Here is an 18,828-nt window from a genome sequence, read left to right as displayed (position 1 = left end):
GATATTTGATGATATTAAGACAGGCAAGGTGATGATGAAATGGCTTCTCATCGGGCGAGGGCGCGGTAAAATACGGGCATGACAATTATTCTAAGCATAGAAACCTCGACTGAGCTGGCATCGGCTTCCTTGTTGACCGATGGCGGCATTATTTCCCGAGAACTGTCCGGCGTGCAGACGCATTCCCAAGGCATATTGCCTATGGTGCAGGAACTGCTCCGGCAAGGCGGCATCACTTTGAGTCAATGCGATGCGATAGGCTTCGGTTGCGGACCGGGTGCCTTCACCGGAGTTCGCACTGCCTGCGGCGTTGTGCAAGGTCTGGCTTTCGGCTCCGATTTACCTGTTGTTCCTGTCGTTAGCCTGCTGGCAATGGCGGAAGGTGCGCGCGCAGCAGCGCAGGAGCGGGGGCATAGCGAGCTTGTCTGTGTACTGGATGCCCGTATGGAAGAGGTCTACTGGGCGCGCTATCGTTATGTAGGCAGCGAGTGGCAGGTAATCAGCGAACCAGCGCTGGGTTCATTTGCAGGCCTGATGAATGTTACTGATCTGAAGACTGCTGCACTAGTGCATGGCAATGGTTTGAAGCTGGATGATTTGCCGCCTGACGTAGTGACATTACCGTGCATGCCGCATGCAGAACAGATTGCACGGCTGGCGCTGGCAGGCTATGCAGCAGGAAGGGCCGTGTCTGCCGAGCAGGCTCAGCCGCTCTATTTGCGTAACAAGATTGCACTCACGACCGAGGAGCGGCTGCTTGCCAAGCAGGCCGCGAATGTCGGTAAAGGTGCAGCATGAGTGTGGCAATGCCGGAATATCATTTTTGCGAATTGAGGCAGGACGATATTGATCGGGTGTTAAAGATAGAGCAGCAGGTGTATGCTCATCCCTGGACTCGTGGAAATTTTGCGGACTCCCTGAATGCCGGGCATGAAATCTGTGGTTTGTGCGATGCTCAGCAAGATCTGCTCGGTTATTTCCTGGCGATGACTATCCTGGATGAAGTCCATCTGCTGAATCTCGCCGTGGCGGCAGAGCGGCAGGGACAAGGCTTGGCCAGAATGTTGATGGATCAATTATGTGCCTATGCCAGGGAGCAAAAGGCGACGTCCATTTTATTGGAGGTGCGGGTCCGCAACACCCGCGCTATCCAGGTCTATCAGCACTATGGATTTGCAGAAATTGGCAGAAGAAAAGCGTATTATCCGGCGGAGGAGAATACCCGTGAAGATGCAATCGTAATGCGGATGACACTGTGATCAATCATCAAGGTAATGTAAAAAATAATTTCGACGACAGGCGTTCCCGGATGCTGGCGGAGATGCGACTGGGGCCGGTCTGGCAATTGCGGGACGCAGGTGCGCCGTTAGCCTTAGCCGCGTCAGACGCTGCGGAGGCCCAGATAGAAAGTGCTGAGGCACAGGCATCGGATGCTTTTGCGCCAGTCGTGCCATTGGTGTCGGCCGTGCCAGTAGCGCAGCCGCCGCAGGTTTCCGCGCCTGTAGCGACGATAGAAGACGCGTTTGCAGCGGCTGATGTTGTAGTGCCAAACACTATCGAATCAAGTGCAGGGACCGATGACCGGGCCTTGCAGCGTGCCGATGCGATTGCAGAAATGGGATGGGACGAACTCGAAGCCAGTGTCGCCGGATGCCGTGCCTGCGGCTTGTGCAAGGGCCGGGCCAATACCGTTTTCGGGGTCGGCGATCGCAAAGCCAAATGGCTATTTGTCGGCGAAGGGCCGGGCTATAACGAGAATTTGCAAGGCGAGCCATTCGTGGGCGCCGCCGGCCACCTGCTGGATAATATGATGCGCGGCCTCGACATGCAGCGCGGCGAAAACACCTTTATCGCGAACGTCGTCAAATGCCGGCCTACGGATGCGCAAGGCAAGGACCGGCCGCCTACCCCTGAAGAAGCCGCTGCCTGCCTGCCTTACCTGAAGCGGCAGATAGAGTTGATCAAGCCAGGCGTCATTGTTGCGCTGGGCAAGACCGCAGCGATATCGCTGCTGGGGCTGGATCCAGAAACGCCGGTAGGCCAGTTGCGCGGCAAACCGCATCGCTACGCGAAGCTGCCTTTGGTCGTTACTTACCATCCCGCTTATTTGCTGCGCAAACCTATAGAAAAAAGCAAAGCGTGGGCAGATCTGTGCCTGGCCGCAAACGCTGCAGATAGCGCCGGAAGCGTGGCGGCAGAGCATGCCTGAGTCTGCTAACCGAGTCTGCTGAATCATGGAATTTCAAACACTGTTTCACCGCTATTGGCAGCATTTGCATGATCCGCATGTGCGCGCGCTGGCATGGATGTTGACGTCGCCCGACATGCTGGCGGCAAAATCGCCGGTATGGGCTGGCCAGATCGCTACCGTACCCATCAGCGACCCGCAGGCATTGATAGACTGGCTGAGCGCCCTCGACAGGCAGCCGGCACCCCTGCATCAGGCGCTGGAATTGCACAAGCATAGCCGCCTTGGGCATTATGCAGAGAATCTGCTGGCCTTTTACCTGAAGCACCAGGGCATACTGTTTGCACATGGCTTGCAGGTCAGGCAGGGCAATAACCAGACGATAGGCGAATTCGATTTTCTGGTGCGTCAGCGCAGCGGCCTCGCTCACTGGGAGCTGGCGACCAAATTTTATCTGTTTGATCCCGGCTCCGATGATGGGGAGCTGCAACCGGGCTATGTGCCGGATTTGTATAGTTATGTCGGTCCCAATCTGGCAGATACGCTGGGCGCCAAGATGAAAAAAACGATAGAGCAGCAACTGCCGCTGGCGCAACATCCGCTGGCGCAGTTCACCGTGCAGGAGCCTATCGCCAGGTCGCAGGCACTGATCAAGGGCTGGCTGTTCTATCGCGACCTGACACATGCCGAGCACGGTGCGGACGGGATTTCATCCAATCATTGCCGCGGTTTCTGGTGGTTTATGGACGATCTGGAAAAGCTGGCAATCCCCTATGCAATGGTCTTGCCCCGCCTGCAATGGCTGGCGCCGGCGCAGGCCAGGGCGGAAGAGGTGATGGATAAGCCTTTGCTGCTTGATTCGCTGCTACGGCATTTTGCGCGGGACAGTGCGCCGGCGATGGTGGCCATCATGCGCAAAAGTGGTGACCTGATGCAGGAAATTTGCCGAGGTGTCGTCGTGCCTGACAAATGGATGCTGCAGGCGGCGGAGAGGCGGGGATTGTTGCGCAGTCCGCTGATATAGAGACTCGCCAGGTGCTTGGATGCCACCTAGCTGTTGCCTGTCTGGCGGTTAGTGGTGGTCGTCCTTATGCTCGCCGATCAAGGCCAGTGAATCATGCTCGCGCTGATTCGCCTTATGTTTCAGCATGACCATATACATGGTGCCAGAGACGAACAGGCCGAACAGGATGATGACGACATTGATATTCAGATTCAGCGATACCATCAATGCGTACAAGGCCAACATCGATAATACGGACAGATTTTCATTGAAGTTCTGTACGGCGATGGAATGGCCGGCACTCATCAGTACGTGGCCGCGATGCTGCAGCAGCGCGTTCATCGGCACGACGAAGAAGCCTCCCAGTACACCTATCAGTATCAGTAGCGGATAAGCGACCCAGACGCTGCTGACTACGGTCATGATCATCACCACCAGGCCCATGGCTATGCCCAGCGGCATCACGGACAGTGATTTCTTGAGCGGGATGAATTGGGCAGCGCCTACGGCTCCCAGTGCGATGCCGACCGCCACCACCCCCTGCAGGATCGCTGCACGGTCCAGCGGCATATTCAGCGACTTTTCAGCCCATTTCAATACGATGAACTGCAAAGTGGCGCCAGTACCCCAGAATAGCGTAGTCACGCCGAGCGAGATCTGGCCCAGTTTGTCTTTCCATAACACTGAGCAGCAGCCTGCAAAGTCCGCGACCAGCTTGACTGGATTATGCTCCTGGTGGGCGTAGCGCGCGCCGGTATCCGGTATCCTCAGATTGAATAATGCTGCAAACGCATATAAAGAGGTGATGACGCACAAGGCTGCTTCGGTCGGTGTTTCTATGCCCAGTTCTATCATCGGAAGATCAAACTTCAGCAAGAGCGCAGCCACAGTAGGATTGATCAGCATTCCTCCCAAAACCGTGCCGAGGATGATGGATGACACAGTCAGTCCTTCTATCCAGCCATTGGCTGCCACCAGCTTTTCGGGGGGGAGTAATTCTGTCAGGATGCCGTACTTGGCAGGTGAATATGCTGCAGCGCCAAAACCAACCACGGCATACGCTATCAACGGATGAACATTGAAGAACATCAGCGCGCAACCGAAGACTTTGATCAGGTTGGTGATGAACATGACTTTCCCTTTGGGTAGGGAATCCGCGAAAGCACCCACGAAGGCTGCCAGCAGAACATAGGAAAGTCCGAAAAACAATTTGAGCAATGGAGTCATCCACTGCGGCGACTTCATCGTGGCCAGTAACGCCATCGCTGCAATCAGGAGCGCATTATCGGCAAGCGATGAGAAAAACTGCGCCGCCATGATGGTATAAAAACCGCGTTTCATTCGTGTTATTTGCCTGTTACAAAATGTCACCGGCTTGCTTTATACCATGAAAATGAGAGCTGTCATGTGAATTAAAGTTCGGCCGTGCTAAATGCTCGGTAAAATGTAAGCATACGAGAAACTTTGCTGAATGCATGCCCAGTACTATGCAAGTCGGGGCGGCCTCTTATTCTTCAACGGATGAGAAACAGTTTGGTGAACAAGTTTTTTATAATGATATGCAAGATATAAAAATATCAACAAGGGATCATGGCAAAAGCAAAAACCAATTACACCTGTACCGAGTGCGGTGGCATCGTCAATAAGTGGGCCGGCCAGTGCCCGTCTTGTGGACAATGGAACACGCTGGTTGAAACGATAGTCGAAACAGCGGGAAACCGCTTTTCAGGGAAACACCAAAGTCTGGCCCAGACTGCACCGGTCCTGAACCTGGCAGAAATTGAGGCGCTGGACGTGCCGCGTTTTGGTACAGGCATAGAGGAGTTTGACCGTGTACTGGGCGGCGGCCTGGTGGCGGGTGGCGTAGTGCTGATCGGCGGCGACCCCGGCATTGGCAAATCGACCCTGCTGCTGCAGGCGCTGTCCAATTTATCCCGGCTGAAGAAGGTCCTGTATGTCAGCGGCGAGGAATCCGGCGCGCAAATCGCGCTGCGCGCCAAGCGTCTGGCCGTGGATGCGCAAGACTTGCAGTTCCAGGCGGAGATACAGCTGGAAAAAATCCTGAGCACCCTGGGTGACGTCAAGCCACAGGTCGTTGTCATCGACTCCATACAAACCATGTACTCGGATGCGCTGACTTCGGCTCCGGGTTCAGTGGCACAGGTGCGTGAGTGCGCTGCACAATTGACGCGCGTCGCCAAGACTATGGACATCACCATGATCATGGTCGGCCATGTGACCAAGGAGGGCGCGCTGGCCGGCCCCCGCGTGCTGGAGCATATTGTCGATACAGTGTTGTACTTTGAAGGGGATACCCATTCCAGCTTCCGTCTGGTGAGGGCCATCAAGAACCGTTTTGGGGCTGTCAACGAATTGGGCGTTTTTGCGATGGGTGAGCGCGGATTGAAGGGGGTATCCAATCCGTCCGCCCTGTTCCTGTCCCAGCATGATGCGCAGGTTCCAGGCTCTTGTGTGATGGTGACGCAGGAGGGGACGCGGCCCTTGCTGGTGGAAATACAGGCACTGGTGGATAGTTCTCATGCGCCGAATGCGCGCCGGCTGTCGGTCGGGCTGGAGCAAAATAGGCTGGCGATGCTGCTTGCGGTGCTGCACCGGCATGCCGGCGTCGCCGCCTTTGATCAGGATGTGTTCATCAACGCAGTGGGCGGTGTCAAGATTACCGAACCCGCGGCCGATCTGGCGGTGCTGCTGGCGATTAACTCTTCCATGCGCAACAAGCCGCTGCCGCGTGGCCTGGTGGTGTTCGGCGAGGTCGGCCTGGCGGGGGAGATACGGCCCGCGCCGCGCGGCCAGGAACGTTTGCGCGAAGCCGCCAAGCTGGGATTTTCGATCGCAATGATACCCAAGTCCAATGCCCCCAAACAAAAAATAGAGGGGCTGACCATCATAGGCGTGGACAGGATAGAAGAAGCCCTGAACAAAATCAGGGATGTAGACAGCTATGTGACGGACGAGTAAATAAGAGCTGTCGTGTCAAGCCTGGGCGGACTGGCTTAGCGCTTGAGCCGCCTTGGTCCCGCTTCGGACCGCTGCTTCCAGCGTCGCAGGATATTCCCCTGCCGTATAGTCGCCGGCCAATAGCAGGCCGGGGGCGGAGGTCAGGTTTTCCGGTCTTGCCAGTGCCGGTGTGCAGGAAAAGGTGGCGCGTTTTTCGGAAATGACTTGTTGCCACAGCGGCGTCGCTAAGGTTGGCATATTCAGCATGCTGGCCAGTTGCCTTGCCAGCGCCGTGGCCAGTGCTTCATTGCCCAGCTGGATTGCCTGGCTGGATGCGCTGACGACCACCGCCAGCAAGCCCGCCTGGCCGGCATGCAATTGGCCTCGGTCAAATACAAACTGCCCCCATAAGCCTTGTTCAGGCCAATCAGCCAGGGCGAAGAAGGCGCGCGGCAGGCGTACATCAGCCGCATACTGAAGGTAGCAGGTGGTGATAGGCTCGAATGAAAACGGGGGAACAGCACTGGAAACCTCAGTTCCAGGGATATCGCTCAACAGCCTGCTTGCATTTTCCGGTCCCGTAGCGATGATTATCGCGTCAAACAGCGCATCTGCCCCGTCCAGCGCGGCACAGTCCAGCGCCCAGCCTGCAGTTTCGCGGCGTATGCTTTTTACCGTAGCGCCGGTCAGTACCTGGCCGCTGCGCTGTTTGACATATTCCGCCGCATGCTGTGGGAACAGTGCGGACAAGTCGACCCGCGGTACCAGCATATCGGAGGCTGCGCGTTTAGCGCCGAGGCTGTCGCGCAGCACGTTAAGGAATACTTGCGCCGACGCACGCTCCGGCGGTGTATTCAGCGCGGCGATGCACAAGGGCGTCCACATCAGGCGACTTAGCCGCTCGGTCTGGTCAAAGCGCTGCAACAATTCACTGACACTACAATCGGTATAAAGCTGCCATCCCATCCAGCGTGCCGTTGTCGAAAAACGTGCCAGGGACAGCTTGTCTTCGCGGCTTAATCCAGTCGCGCGTATCAGTGCCCATAGTAGATGCAGCGGGGCAGGGAGCCTGGGGGCGACAAAATGCATGCCGTCGGGGCCGGGGGGATAGCACATTTGCAGCGGCAAGCGTAGCAGGGCGCTCCCGGTATCGACACCGACCTTGTGCATCAGGCGCAGGCTTTCCGTATAGGCGCCCAGCAGGATATGCTGGCCGTTGTCCAGCGACAGCCCGTTGACTTCCACCATGCGGCCGCGGCCGCCCAAGGTGCGGGCTGCTTCCAGCAGGCTTACCTGATACCCCTGATCCGCCAGTTCGACTGCGGCAGCACAGCCGGCCCAGCCGGCGCCGATCACTGCGACGCGCTTTGTATGCTTATCAGCCACGGATATAGGTTTTCCAGGCCAGCCAAAGCTTGCGTATAGGCGTCAGCGAGATACGCTGGTTCAGCACATGGAAACCGTCCTCTTTCACTTCTACCAGCAAGGCTCGGTAGATGGCGGCCATGATCAGGCCAGTACGCTGCGTGCGGCGGTCTTCTGCCGGCAGCAATGCAAAGGCTTCGTCATAGAGTTTCTGCGCGCGCTCGTACTGGAACTGCATCAGCGCCTCAAATTGCGGGCTGTGGCGTGCGTTCAGTATGTCCGCCGCCGTGACCTGGAATTGTTGCAATTCGTTGACAGGGAGGTAGATGCGGCCTTTGCGGGCGTCTTCACCTACGTCACGGATGATATTGGTCATCTGGAAGGCCAGCCCCAGCTTTTCCGCGTACTGCAGAGTTTGTGGATTCTTCAGGCCGAAAATACTGGCTGACAAAATGCCGACGACACCTGCAACGTGCCAGCAATACTTTTGCAGCGCGATGAAGTCCAGGTAGCGCGTCTGGTTCAGGTCCATTTCCATGCCGTCGATAATGGCCAGCAGATGCGCACCGTCCAGGGCATACGCCGCCATATGCGGCAGCAAGGCTTTGGTCACCGGGTGGGTGGGGGCTCCGGCCAGCATGGCCTGGACTTCCTGGCGCCACCAGCCTAGCTTGGCGCGGGCGACGGAATCGTCGGTGCTTTCGTCAACGACATCGTCGACTTCCCGGCAAAATGCATACAGGGCAGTGATGGCGAGCCGCCTTGGCAGGGGTAGGAATAAAAAGCTGTAGTAAAAACTGGAGCCGCTTTGTGCTGCTTTCTGTTGGCAGTATTCGTCTGGAGACATGCTTGGGATCGTCTAGGGCTTACGTTAAGAGGCTAATTGTTTAGGGCTGATATTTATAAAGCTGATTTAAGAACTGATTTTCTGAATGCAGCGCTGTCTGAGAGCCTTCACCCAGCCTGATTCGCTGCGCATCTGCATTCGCGTCACAGGTTTGATGATATTATCGCATCAATTTTTCGATATACTTGTGGCATATCCATTCCCGGCGTCGGAATATTGCCCTGCGATGCGCGTGTAAAGACAGGTAACAGAATGTAATCCTGGATGCAGGCCGTTCACCCCAGGTATATCTAGCTCGTATAATGGTGCGCGCATTATAATATCGCCCGCAGGGCTTTCGCATTAAAAACATTAAAACTGGAAAATATCTTGAATAAACTTAAATTTGCAGCAGTTGCGGGTGTAGTTGGCCTCATCGCCGCGTTGGCGGGATGTGGTGGTTTCGTCTATACGACGGTTGGCGGTTCGGTGACAGGTCTTACCTCTACCGATAGCACGATAACAAATACATTGGTATTGAGGAACGATGCCAATTACACCCAGACATTGTCTGCAGATGGCACTTTTGCTTTTAACGTGGCCAGCGATGCTTCCTATACTATTTCTGTACTGACGCAGCCGACGACTGTATTTTGCACGGTAGCCAATGGTACTGGGCACATGACTGGTTCTGGCTCCGTGACGAATGTCAAAGTAACTTGCGTGCCTAGCGTACAGGTTGGCGGTACATTGAACGGTATGAACACCGGTGCCAGCATGACCCTGGAAAACAATATCAACAATACAGACACGACGCTGCAAGACAGCAAAACATTGTCCGTCAATGGTGTATTTACCTTCCCTAAATACATGCCAACCGGCAAACCTTACGACTTTAGCGTCTACATTCAGCCAGTGGCGCAAAATTGCACCATTACCAATGGAACAGGCGTTGCGGACAATACCAAACCAGTGGGAAGTTTTGCCAATATTGCTTCAGTAAATTGCGTTCAGGCGGTGCCTGTCTCTGTCGCTTTGAGCGGACTGGCTGCTGGTGGGACTATCGTATTCCAAAACAATGGCGATACGAACTCCATCAACATGATCACCCAGACTATCAACGGGAACTTTACATTCAACCAGAGCATGGTCGAAGGACAGGCGTATAACGTGACTGTGGGCACCCAGCCTGCGGGACAGATTTGCACCGTGACCAATGGTTCCGGTATTGCCCACCTGGCTAATCCAGCCGGCGCAAGCAATATTCCGGTCACTTGCGTTAATAAGTAAATAGCTAAATAGACTGGGGCAGCAATCTGCTGCCCCAGTCGCAATCATGCCGGCCCTTGAGTAGTTCTCTCAGCGGCCGGGCTTGAGTTTCACAGCTCTTCCAGCGCTCCTGCCTGGTTGAAGTAAAAAATCCCCTCGTGCTTGAATCCCCACTTACCACCTTTTAGCCTGACAAAAGGTTCGTAGCTGAAGAAGGGTACATCTCCCAGTTTGACGGAATTGTTCGCCTGTATGTACTGGCGTTCCTCGCGCGTGGTGGCGATGCTGTGTCCGACATTATTCCTGTAGTCCAGGTTGACGAAGCCGCCCTGGCGTATGCGCATATTGGTCCAGTCGAACAATTGTCCGAAAGTCGTAGTGGGCTTGACCACGGCGAGCATCTGCGCATGCATCTGGCGCAGGAAAGACAATCCATTCTTAAACTCCAGCGACTGCGGTGCGTCGGTCACTTTGCCGTTTTCTACGACAAAAGAGCGGGCGCAGTCTCCCCAATATTCTTTATGGGTGGGGCTGAGGTCTATGGTGATCAGATTGAATGAGCCGACCGACTCATCGGCAGGGCTGTAGTCCTTGCCCGAGACGGAGACGCAGCTACGTGACCCAAGCAGCACGAGCGCCATGCAATCGTAGTACCAAGTCTCGGGATAGCCGGCCTCACGTATCATCTCTTGCGCTTTGGCGGCGATGCTTTGCTCGGTATCATCGGGGGTAATTAGGGGGGCCAGTCTGTTTAGTACGGACTTGGCGGCAAGTTGAACCTTGCGGTGTTCGGCAATTTGTAATTCGGTAGGCATGGCTGATGGAGCGGGTTGCTCCTGAATGTTTCAGGATAAATCTATTTACTGGAGCTGCCTTTGAGGGCATTAAGTCCAGCTTGGGTAATATCGATAGCTATTCCGGCCTCGGCTATCTTAAAGACACTGCATCCGCTCACTGCAAAGCTGCATAGTAGGAAAACCGGGTGATATATACAAGTTTGCATGTTTGCGTGACGGTGTACGGGCGAAATTAAGGTATAAGGTGGTGGCAATGGTTCCTGCGCATGGTAAAACCGCCTCCCGAGCGCGCGCCATAATAAATTTGCAACAAATTGTAAGACATAATAAACGCTCGTTCGTAAAAGTCTGCTCAAGACAGGCTTACATGCGGGCGGCGCGCCACAATAGTAGCAGCCAGTCTGATTTGACGAGTTTGGGGCGTTGTGTAAACACATTGCCGTTGACTTTATCTATCTTTTCCAGGATGCGCAGGCCGCCTTGTACAACAAGCCGCAGTTCCCATCCTATGCGCCCCGGCAGCTTTTTCGCTAATGGACTGCCTTGCATCAGCATGGCCCTGGCGCGGGCGGTCTGAAAGCGCATCATCTGCTGCCATGCCTCGTCTGTCCTTGCAGCGGCGATATGCTGCTCACCGAGCTGAAATCTTTGCAAATCCTCCTGCGGGATATAGATGCGTTGTTTCTTCCAGTCTATGGCGACGTCCTGCCAGAAATTGATGAGCTGCAAAGCTGAGCAAATGGCGTCGGATTGAAGTAAATCCTCTGGGGTTGCACAACGATACAGGTGTAACATAAGTGCACCTACCGGATTTGCCGATCGCCGACAATAATCCAGCAAGTCGTCAAAATCAGCGTACCTGGTGGTGACGACATCCTGCTTGAACGCAGACAAAAGATCCCTGAAAGGCTGTACCGGCAAGCGATGCTCTTCAATCGTCGCGGCCAGAGAGCGAAACAAGCCGGATTCGCTCTGAATACCTTGTTCAAGCTGATCCAGTTCGTGCTCGAAGCGGCTGAGCTCAGCCAGCCGCTGCGCGGCCAAAGCATCGCCTTCGTCTGCGATATCGTCTGCGGTACGGGCAAATGCATAGATGGACTCAACCGCCGGCCTTAGCCGGGCAGGCAGCAAAACAGAGGCAACGGGAAAGTTTTCGTAGTGTTCTACCGGCATAAATCTCTTAATGACTGAAAAGTCATTGGCAAATATAAGATGCATCACTATAATTACTAACCGCCAAGTCAGTTACTTCTTAAGTTGTTCTTTAACTTACTCGCTAACCAGGCAAAATAATAAAAATAACAATAGATTAAAAATGGCGCGCAGTCACGCACGCCCGCTATCAGCAGCACCAAAAACGGTACTAAGTAAAATTAATTGGGACAGCCTTGTTTTCAAGAGCCTGAATAGTAAAGGAAAAACTCTCGTGTTAACACCACAAACTATAGACAACCCCAAAGCAGCAGGGATTTTGCGGACAGATGGCAACCTAGGCCGCAAGGCGGCATGGAGAATCTATCCCTTTGCGCTGAGCCTGGCTGCGGGACTTATATTGTCTGCCTGCGGCAAGCCGGCAGAGAAAACGGAAGATATCAGGCCGGTGAGAACGATCAAGCTGGCCGCCGCCGGCGTGGAGTTGACTAACGAGTACTCGGGCGAGGTCAGGGCGAGGGTAGAGTCGCGCCTGGGGTTTCGCGTCAACGGCAAGATTGTTGCCCGCAAGGTGGATGTCGGGACAGTGGTCAAGAAGGGGCAGGTGTTGATGCAACTGGATCCGCAAGACCTGGCTCTGGCGCAGGCCCAAGCCAAAGCCGGTTTGTATGCGGCAGAAAGCAACCGCGACCTGGCCAAGGCAGAGTTGCAGCGCTATCAGGATTTGCGCGAAAAGAATTTTGTTGCGGCAACGGTACTGGACAGTAAGCAAACAGCGTTCAAGGCGGCCCAGGCCAGCTATGAACAGGCCGTTGCTTCGTACAAGAATCAATCCAACCAAGCTGGCTACGCCACGCTGGTTTCTGATGTGGATGGCGTAGTCACGGGTATCGATGCAGAAGCAGGGCAGGTGGTTGCTGCCGGCACGCCGGTGGTAAGAGTGGCGCAGGCGGGTGATATGGACGTGGTCGTCGGCATACCGGAAGACCAGGTGAATGCGATACGCCAGATTACGGATATCCGCGTGCGTTTGTGGGCCAATCCTAATCAGATTATTCCGGCAAAGCTGCGCGAGTTATCGCCTATCGCTGACTCCGTGACTCGCACCTATACCGCCAAAGTGGCAATTCCATCTGCGACGCCTGATGTCAAACTGGGCATGACGGCCTATGTTACTTTCGGCGCGAAAGATCCTAATCCGATGATCAAGCTGCCGCTGACAGCCTTGTTCCAGGAAAAAAATACCACATCAGTGTGGATTGTAGAAAATGGCGCCGTCAAGCTGGTGCCAGTGCAGGTGGCCGGCTCTTCCGGCGATGACATCACGATTGCACGCGGCGTCACCGCTGGTCAGGTGGTCGTGACGGCCGGTGCGAATGTGCTGAAACCAGGGCAAAAAGTCACCATCCTGGGCGAGCCTGCACCACAGCCGGCAAGCCAGGCAGCCGCATCTGCGTCCGCAGGAGCGGCTAAATGAGCGACACGTCCAAGGGTTTCAACTTATCCAAATGGGCACTGGAACATATCCCGCTGACGCGCTACCTGATCGTGGCGCTGCTGTTGGGGGGTATTTTCAGTTACAGCCGCCTGGGGCAGGACGAAGATCCTCCCTTCACCTTCCGCGCGATGGTTGTCAGTGCAAACTGGCCGGGTGCTACGGCCTTGCAAATGGCCGACCAGGTTACCGACAAGCTGGAAAAAAAACTGCAGGAAACACCGTATATCGACCGCATACGCAGCTATTCCAAGCCCGGCCAGACCTTGATCATCTTGCAGTTGCGTGAATCCACGCCACCAAAAGAAACCGCACAGACCTGGTATCAGGTGCGCAAGAAGATAGGCGATATCCGCGGCACTTTGCCGCCCGGCGTGCAGGGGCCATTCTTCAACGATGAGTTCGGCGATACCTATGGCTCCATCTTCGCTTTGTCCGGCGACGGCTTTACCTATCAGCAGGTAAAGGATTATGCGGATTTTGTGCGCCAGCAATTCCTGCGCATACCTTCGGTATCCAAAGTGGAAATGTTCGGCGTACAGGACCAGAAGATCAATATCGTCTTCTCGCAAAAGAAATTTTCACAGCTAGGTATTCCATTCGATGCGGTAGTGTCGCAGATCGCGTCGCAAAACTCGGTGGAGTCTACCGGAGTGATGGTCACGCCCACCGACAATTTGCAGGTGAGGATATCCGGCGCGTTGATGACGACCAAGGATCTTGAGGATCTGCAGTTGCGCGCCAATGGCACGACGTTCCGGCTAGGTGATTTTGCCGATATTACCCGCGGCTACACCGATCCTCCTTCGGACAAGATGCGCTTCAATGGCAAGGAAGTCATAGGCTTGGGCATTTCCATGGAGCGCGGCGGCAATATTATTGAGCTGGGCAAGAATCTCGACAAGGTAATGACCGAGATCCGGGCCAAGGTGCCGGTTGGCATACAGATAGAGCGAGTCACAGACCAGCCCAAGGCGGTAGCCTCGTCGGTGGGTGAATTTGTGCATACGCTGATAGAAGCGGTGGTGATTGTGCTGGCGGTCAGCTTCCTGTCATTAGGTTTGCATACCAGGCCTTTCCGGCTGGATATCTGGCCTGGCCTCGTTGTCGGCCTGACGATACCGCTGGTGCTGGCAGTGACCTTCCTGTTCATGCGCATCTTCGATATCGATTTGCACAAGATTTCGCTAGGTGCCTTGATTATCGCCTTGGGTTTGCTGGTGGATGATGCGATTATCGCTGTGGAAATGATGGTGCGAAAAATGGAGGAGGGTTTTTCGCGTTTCGATGCCGCCACGTTTGCCTATACCTCGACGGCGATGCCGATGTTGACCGGTACCTTGATTACTGCGGCCGGTTTTCTGCCTATCGGCCTGGCAAAATCTGCTGCCGGTGAATATACCTTCTCGATGTTCTCTGTGAATGCGCTTGCCTTGATCATTTCTTGGCTGGCGGCAGTATTGTTCACTCCTTACCTCGGCTACTTGTTACTGAAGGTGAAGCCTGCCGCATCCGCGGATGGCCAGCACGAGCTGTTCGATACGCCGTTCTATACCCGCTTCCGCGCACTGGTGAACTGGTGTGTCGAATGGCGCAAGACGACGATTGTGATCACGCTGGCGGTGTTTGGCTTGGGCGTATATGGCTTCAAGTTTATTGAGCAGCAGTTTTTCCCGGATTCTGCGCGTCCGGAGCTGATGGTGGAAATGTGGCTGCCGGAAGGTTCTGCATTCAAGGCCAATGAGGCTCAGGTGAAGAAATTCGAGGCTATGATCAGCAAGGAGCCTGGTGTTGAAAGTGTGACTTCCTATGTGGGTACCGGTAGCCCGCGTTTCTATTTGCCGCTGGATCAGATTTTTCCGCAGACTAACGTGTCCCAGCTGGTTGTGCTGGCCAAGGATTTGAAAGAGCGAGAAACTCTGCGCCTGAAAATCACGCAAATATTCAAGACCGATTTCCCGGAAGTGCGTGGCCGCGTCAAGCTGCTGCCGAATGGCCCGCCGGTTCCTTATCCGGTGCAGTTCCGTGTAACTGGCCTGGAAGTGGCGAAGGTGCGTGAAGTGGCGGATCGGGTCAAGGAAGTGATGCGCGCCAATCCGAATGCGATAGGTGTCAACGATAACTGGAATGAGTCGGTGAAGGTGGTGCGTATCGACCTGGACCAGGAAAAACTGCGCGCGCTGGGCGTGACTTCGCAAAGCGTGATGCGGGCGGCAAACACTATCTTGTCAGGTACCACGGTAGGGCAGTTCCGCGAGGGCATCAACCTGATTGACATCCAGGTGCGCCAGCCTGTAGATGAGCGCTCGACAATCACTGCATTGAGCCAGGCGAATATTCCTACAGCCAGCGGCAAGGCCGTGCCGCTGTCGCAGCTTGCCCGCATCCAGCTGGTATGGGAGCCGGGCGTGGTGTGGCGTGAGGCGCGTGAATGGGCTGTTACCGTGCAGTGCGACGTGGTGGACGGCATACAGGGGCCGACGGTCTCCAGTCAGATATCACCGAAGCTGGATCAGATCCGCGCGAGCTTGCTGCCTGGTTATAAGATAGAGCTGGCAGGTGCGGCTGCGGATAGTGGCAAGGCGCAGGATTCCATTGCGGCCAACGTTCCGCTGGTGATCTTTATTATCTTCACCTTGCTGATGCTGCAATTGCATAGTTTCTCGCGTGCGTTGCTGGTCTTCCTGACAGGCCCGCTCGGCGTGGCAGGTGCGGCAATGGCCTTGCTGATATTGCAAAGACCGTTTGGCTTCGTGGCGCAGCTCGGCGTAATCGCCTTGTTCGGTATGATCATCCGCAATTCTGTGATCCTGATCGACCAGATCGAACATGATATCCAGAACGGCGCCAGTCCATGGGATGCGATTGTTGAATCGGCAGTAAGGCGTTTCCGTCCTATTATCTTGACTGCGGCGGCGGCGGTGCTGGCGATGATACCTTTGTCGCGCTCGGTATTCTGGGGGCCGATGGCGGTGGCGATCATGGGCGGCTTGATTATTGCGACAGCGTTGACTTTGCTGTTCCTGCCGGCCTTGTATGCTGCCTGGTTCCGGGTGAAGAAGCCGGTAGCATGAGTTGATAGCTGGGTAGATGCGCGTTATGAGATAGCAACAGCGCAACAGCGCAACAGCGCAATAGCGCAATAGCCGCATGAGTAGTCATGTAATGAGCGCGCGACCACGAAAATGGCCGCGCGGAGCAGGGCCTGAAACATCAAGCTTTCATCGATGTTGCAGGCCCTGCCTGCTTTATAAGCATAAAATTTTATAAATGGTTCTTCTCGTCAATTAAATTGCAATTTACTACGAAAAAAACGAGACACACGTAGGTAAAATCCAGTAGAATACGCGGCTGGAGTTGAAATGCCACATGCGATAGTTTTGGGCGACACTTAGTTTTCGGGTCGCCCTTTGCTTTTGTGCTAATTCCCGCGAGGATGGCGAAATTGGTAGACGCACCAGGTTTAGGTCCTGACGCCAGCAATGGTGTGGGGGTTCGAGTCCCCCTCCTCGCACCACAGAATTTTTTTATATTTGGACGATTTTCATGGCAACTGCAGTCGAAACTTTAGATAAATTAGAGCGCCGTCTTACTATTTCTTTCCCGATCGCAGAAGTGCAGTCCGAGGTTGAGAAACGTTTGAAGGTGCGTGCACGCACGGCGAAAGCCCCTGGCTTCCGTCCAGGCAAAGTGCCAATGAAAATGGTTGCCGCTCAATACGGCTACCAGGTTGAGACTGAAGTGCTGAACGACAAAGTCGGTCAGGCATTCAATCAGGCTGCCAACGAAAACAATCTGCGCGTAGCAGGCTATCCAAAGATTGAGCCAAAAACCGGCGACGCTGTTGCAGAAGGCAGCCTGGCTTTTGACGCAACTTTCGAAGTGTACCCAGAGTTCGCAGTTGGCGATTTGTCTGCTGCAGAAGTGGAACAAGTCAAAGCTGAAGTCAGCGATGTAGAGATCGATAAAACGATCGACATCCTGCGCAAGCAACGTGTGCACTACCACGTTAAAGGCGAGCAGGGCGCGCATGGCGACGGCGGCGAACAGTCCGCTCAAAATGGCGACCGCGCTACGGTAGACTTCGTCGGCAAGATTGACGGTGTTGAATTTGCCGGCGGTAAAGCTGACGATTTCGCATTCGTATTGGGCGAAGGCCGCATGTTGCCAGAATTTGAAACGGCAACTCTGGGCTTGAAAGTTGGCGAAAGCAAAACTTTCCCATTGTCTTTCCCTGAGGATTACCACGGCAAGGATGTCGCAGGTAAAACAGCAGAATTCACCATCACGCTGAAAAAGCTGGAATGGGCACATCTGCCTGAGGTAGATGCCGATTTCGCGAAGATGTTGGGTATCACCGACGGCGATCTGGCTAAAATGCGTACCGACATCAAGGAAAACCTGGAGCGTGAAGTCAAGGGTCGCGTTAAAGCGAAGACCAAAGACAGCGTGATGGATGCACTGGTCAAAGCGGTAGAATTCGACGTTCCTAAGACTTTGGTTGAGCAGGATGGCCAGCGTCTGGCAGAAATGACACGTCAGGATATGGCACAGCGCGGCATGAGCGTCAACGACGTACCATTCCCGCCTGAATTGTTTGCTACACAAGCTGAGCGCCGCGTGCGTCTGGGCTTGATCCTGGCTGAACTGGTCAAAGCTAACAACCTGCAGGCAACTGCAGAGCAAATCAAGGCTCAGGTTGAAGATTTCGCACAAAGCTACGAAGATCCGCAACAAGTAGTTAAATACTACTACAGCGATCGTAGCCGTTTAGCTGAAGTTGAAGCCCTTGTATTAGAAGAAAACGTCGTTACTTATGTGCTGGGTAAAGCGAAGGTGACAGACAAGGTTCTGCCTTTCGACGAATTGATGGGTAACAACGCGCAAGCTTAACAATTAAGGAAATCACACATGTCAGGCATCATCCATAATTCTGCATTAGAAACCAACATGCTAGGCATGGTGCCAATGGTTATCGAGCAAAGCGGCCGGGGAGAGCGTGCATACGACATCTACTCCCGCCTGCTCAAAGAGCGTGTGATTTTTCTGGTTGGTCCGGTCAATGACCAGGCTGCCAACCTGATCGTGGCGCAATTGCTGTTCCTGGAAAGTGAAAATCCGGACAAGGATATTTCACTTTACATTAACTCCCCAGGCGGGTCGGTTTCTGCAGGGATGGCGATTTACGACACTATGCAATTCATCAAGCCGGATGTGTCAACACTGTGTACCGGCCTGGCAGCGTCAATGGGAGCTTTCCTGTTGGCAGCCGGCGCCAAAGGCAAGCGTTTTTCCTTGCCTAATTCACGGATCATGATTCATCAACCGCTGGGTGGAGCGCAGGGCCAGGCTTCGGATATCGAAATCCAGGCACGTGAAATACTGTATCTGCGTGAGCGCTTGAATGCAATGCTGGCTGAAAAGACCGGCAGAAGCATAGAGCAAATCGCCAAGGATACCGACCGGGACAACTTCATGTCTGCTGATGCAGCCGCTGAATATGGCCTGATCGACAAGGTATTGACGCATCGTTCCTGATCCGGTGTTCGCGGCTTCCGCGATCATTGAAATAATAAAAAACGCCCGCACTATAAAGGTCCGGGCGTTTTTTTTATTGTGCTCTATAATCTGGCTTGTAAATGCACTAAATTGATTTGGAGATTGCTGAAAAATTATCCTGGCTTTGCGGGCGCCTTTGCAAGCAATGCTGTCCGGGTTAATTTTGCAGCAGCTTTCCAATAAATGTATCGTTGGTGGATAGAAATAAGTTCAATG

The 18,828-nt window shown here is 54.4% G+C and carries 15 protein-coding genes and 1 tRNA gene; 11 read left to right on the top strand and 5 right to left on the bottom strand.

Features of this window, described 5'->3' with window-relative positions; translation table 11 throughout:
- The first annotated feature begins 78 nt into the window (after window positions 1-78).
- The 4 genes from tsaB to IEW12_RS01800 are packed head-to-tail and all read left to right on the top strand — an operon-like array spanning window position 79 to window position 3,212.
- Window positions 79-798: a tRNA (adenosine(37)-N6)-threonylcarbamoyltransferase complex dimerization subunit type 1 TsaB gene (gene tsaB / locus IEW12_RS01815; protein WP_188564283.1), complete on the top strand. Its 720-nt coding sequence runs from the start codon at window positions 79-81 to the stop codon at window positions 796-798.
- Window positions 795-1,259 (top strand): ribosomal protein S18-alanine N-acetyltransferase, encoded by a 465-nt coding sequence (gene rimI / locus IEW12_RS01810; protein WP_188564282.1) that lies wholly within the window; start codon window positions 795-797, stop codon window positions 1,257-1,259. The genes tsaB and rimI overlap by 4 nt, the downstream gene beginning before the upstream one ends.
- Window positions 1,256-2,209 (top strand): uracil-DNA glycosylase, encoded by a 954-nt coding sequence (locus IEW12_RS01805; protein WP_229750855.1) that lies wholly within the window; start codon window positions 1,256-1,258, stop codon window positions 2,207-2,209. Before rimI ends, IEW12_RS01805 begins: the two co-directional genes overlap by 4 nt.
- Window positions 2,210-2,234: 25 nt before the next feature.
- On the top strand, window positions 2,235-3,212 hold the full coding sequence (locus IEW12_RS01800; protein WP_188564281.1) for a DUF1853 family protein: 978 nt from the start codon (window positions 2,235-2,237) through the stop codon (window positions 3,210-3,212).
- Between the two features lie 48 nt (window positions 3,213-3,260).
- Here IEW12_RS01800 and lplT read toward each other — a convergent pair whose 3' ends face one another.
- The gene (gene lplT, locus IEW12_RS01795) at window positions 3,261-4,532 is read right to left on the bottom strand and encodes a lysophospholipid transporter LplT (protein ID WP_188564280.1); all 1,272 of its coding nucleotides are present in this window, start codon (window positions 4,530-4,532) and stop codon (window positions 3,261-3,263) included.
- A 249-nt stretch (window positions 4,533-4,781) separates the two neighbouring features.
- Between lplT and radA the strand changes: the two genes are divergently transcribed.
- Window positions 4,782-6,170 carry a DNA repair protein RadA gene (gene radA / locus IEW12_RS01790; protein WP_188564279.1) on the top strand — a complete coding sequence of 463 codons (1,389 nt, stop codon included), beginning with the start codon at window positions 4,782-4,784 and terminating at the stop codon, window positions 6,168-6,170.
- 15 nt (window positions 6,171-6,185) lie between these two features.
- Here the strand turns inward: radA and hpnE are convergent, their stop codons facing one another.
- Both hpnE and hpnD read right to left on the bottom strand, forming a co-directional pair.
- Entirely contained in the window at window positions 6,186-7,541 is a 1,356-nt protein-coding gene (hpnE, locus tag IEW12_RS01785; RefSeq protein ID WP_188565591.1) for a hydroxysqualene dehydroxylase HpnE, read from the bottom strand.
- Window positions 7,528-8,361: a presqualene diphosphate synthase HpnD gene (gene hpnD, locus IEW12_RS01780; RefSeq protein WP_188564278.1), complete on the bottom strand. Its 834-nt coding sequence runs from the start codon at window positions 8,359-8,361 to the stop codon at window positions 7,528-7,530. The genes hpnE and hpnD overlap by 14 nt, the downstream gene beginning before the upstream one ends.
- A 369-nt stretch (window positions 8,362-8,730) precedes the next feature.
- Between hpnD and IEW12_RS01775 the strand changes: the two genes are divergently transcribed.
- Window positions 8,731-9,630 carry a hypothetical protein gene (locus IEW12_RS01775; RefSeq protein ID WP_188564277.1) on the top strand — a complete coding sequence of 300 codons (900 nt, stop codon included), beginning with the start codon at window positions 8,731-8,733 and terminating at the stop codon, window positions 9,628-9,630.
- Between the two features lie 89 nt (window positions 9,631-9,719).
- On the opposite strand, the gene IEW12_RS01770 is transcribed toward IEW12_RS01775, so the two are convergent.
- Together IEW12_RS01770 and hpnC are read right to left on the bottom strand one after the other, a co-directional pair.
- Entirely contained in the window at window positions 9,720-10,424 is a 705-nt protein-coding gene (locus tag IEW12_RS01770; protein WP_229750854.1) for a M24 family metallopeptidase, read from the bottom strand.
- Between the two features lie 345 nt (window positions 10,425-10,769).
- Window positions 10,770-11,579, bottom strand: coding sequence for a squalene synthase HpnC (gene hpnC / locus IEW12_RS01765; RefSeq protein ID WP_188564276.1), 810 nt, complete (start codon window positions 11,577-11,579; stop codon window positions 10,770-10,772).
- A gap of 253 nt (window positions 11,580-11,832) precedes the next feature.
- Here hpnC and IEW12_RS01760 point away from each other — a divergent pair, with 253 nt between their 5' ends.
- The 5 genes from IEW12_RS01760 to clpP all read left to right on the top strand — a co-directional run bounded on the left by IEW12_RS01760 (window position 11,833) and on the right by clpP (window position 18,591).
- Complete coding sequence (locus tag IEW12_RS01760; RefSeq protein WP_229750853.1) at window positions 11,833-13,035, top strand: efflux RND transporter periplasmic adaptor subunit; 1,203 nt, start codon at window positions 11,833-11,835, stop codon at window positions 13,033-13,035.
- Window positions 13,032-16,127 (top strand): efflux RND transporter permease subunit, encoded by a 3,096-nt coding sequence (locus IEW12_RS01755; protein ID WP_188564274.1) that lies wholly within the window; start codon window positions 13,032-13,034, stop codon window positions 16,125-16,127. Before IEW12_RS01760 ends, IEW12_RS01755 begins: the two co-directional genes overlap by 4 nt.
- Window positions 16,128-16,483: 356 nt before the next feature.
- Window positions 16,484-16,570, top strand: a tRNA-Leu gene (locus IEW12_RS01750).
- A gap of 29 nt (window positions 16,571-16,599) precedes the next feature.
- Window positions 16,600-17,946 (top strand): trigger factor, encoded by a 1,347-nt coding sequence (gene tig / locus IEW12_RS01745; protein ID WP_188564273.1) that lies wholly within the window; start codon window positions 16,600-16,602, stop codon window positions 17,944-17,946.
- An 18-nt stretch (window positions 17,947-17,964) separates the two neighbouring features.
- A complete protein-coding gene (clpP, locus tag IEW12_RS01740; RefSeq protein ID WP_308789107.1) occupies window positions 17,965-18,591 on the top strand; it encodes an ATP-dependent Clp endopeptidase proteolytic subunit ClpP in 627 nt (208 codons plus the stop codon).
- Window positions 18,592-18,828 lie beyond the last annotated feature (237 nt).

Source organism: Parundibacterium terreum, assembly GCF_014636315.1.
GTDB lineage: Bacteria > Pseudomonadota > Gammaproteobacteria > Burkholderiales > Burkholderiaceae_D > Undibacterium > Undibacterium terreum.
This window is presented reverse-complemented; position numbering and strand designations above follow the sequence as displayed.

Bases quoted from the DNA above. Each gene is read 5' to 3' on its own strand.
- hpnC (WP_188564276.1), bottom strand. From the start codon at position 11,579: ATGCCGGTAGAACACTACGAAAACTTTCCCGTTGCCTCTGTTTTGCTG.
- IEW12_RS01755 (WP_188564274.1), top strand. From the start codon at position 13,032: ATGAGCGACACGTCCAAGGGTTTCAACTTATCCAAATGGGCACTGGAA.
- IEW12_RS01800 (WP_188564281.1), top strand. From the start codon at position 2,235: ATGGAATTTCAAACACTGTTTCACCGCTATTGGCAGCATTTGCATGAT.
- tsaB (WP_188564283.1), top strand. From the start codon at position 79: ATGACAATTATTCTAAGCATAGAAACCTCGACTGAGCTGGCATCGGCT.
- rimI (WP_188564282.1), top strand. From the start codon at position 795: ATGAGTGTGGCAATGCCGGAATATCATTTTTGCGAATTGAGGCAGGAC.
- radA (WP_188564279.1), top strand. From the start codon at position 4,782: ATGGCAAAAGCAAAAACCAATTACACCTGTACCGAGTGCGGTGGCATC.
- hpnD (WP_188564278.1), bottom strand. From the start codon at position 8,361: ATGTCTCCAGACGAATACTGCCAACAGAAAGCAGCACAAAGCGGCTCC.
- IEW12_RS01770 (WP_229750854.1), bottom strand. From the start codon at position 10,424: ATGCCTACCGAATTACAAATTGCCGAACACCGCAAGGTTCAACTTGCC.
- tig (WP_188564273.1), top strand. From the start codon at position 16,600: ATGGCAACTGCAGTCGAAACTTTAGATAAATTAGAGCGCCGTCTTACT.
- lplT (WP_188564280.1), bottom strand. From the start codon at position 4,532: ATGAAACGCGGTTTTTATACCATCATGGCGGCGCAGTTTTTCTCATCG.
- clpP (WP_308789107.1), top strand. From the start codon at position 17,965: ATGTCAGGCATCATCCATAATTCTGCATTAGAAACCAACATGCTAGGC.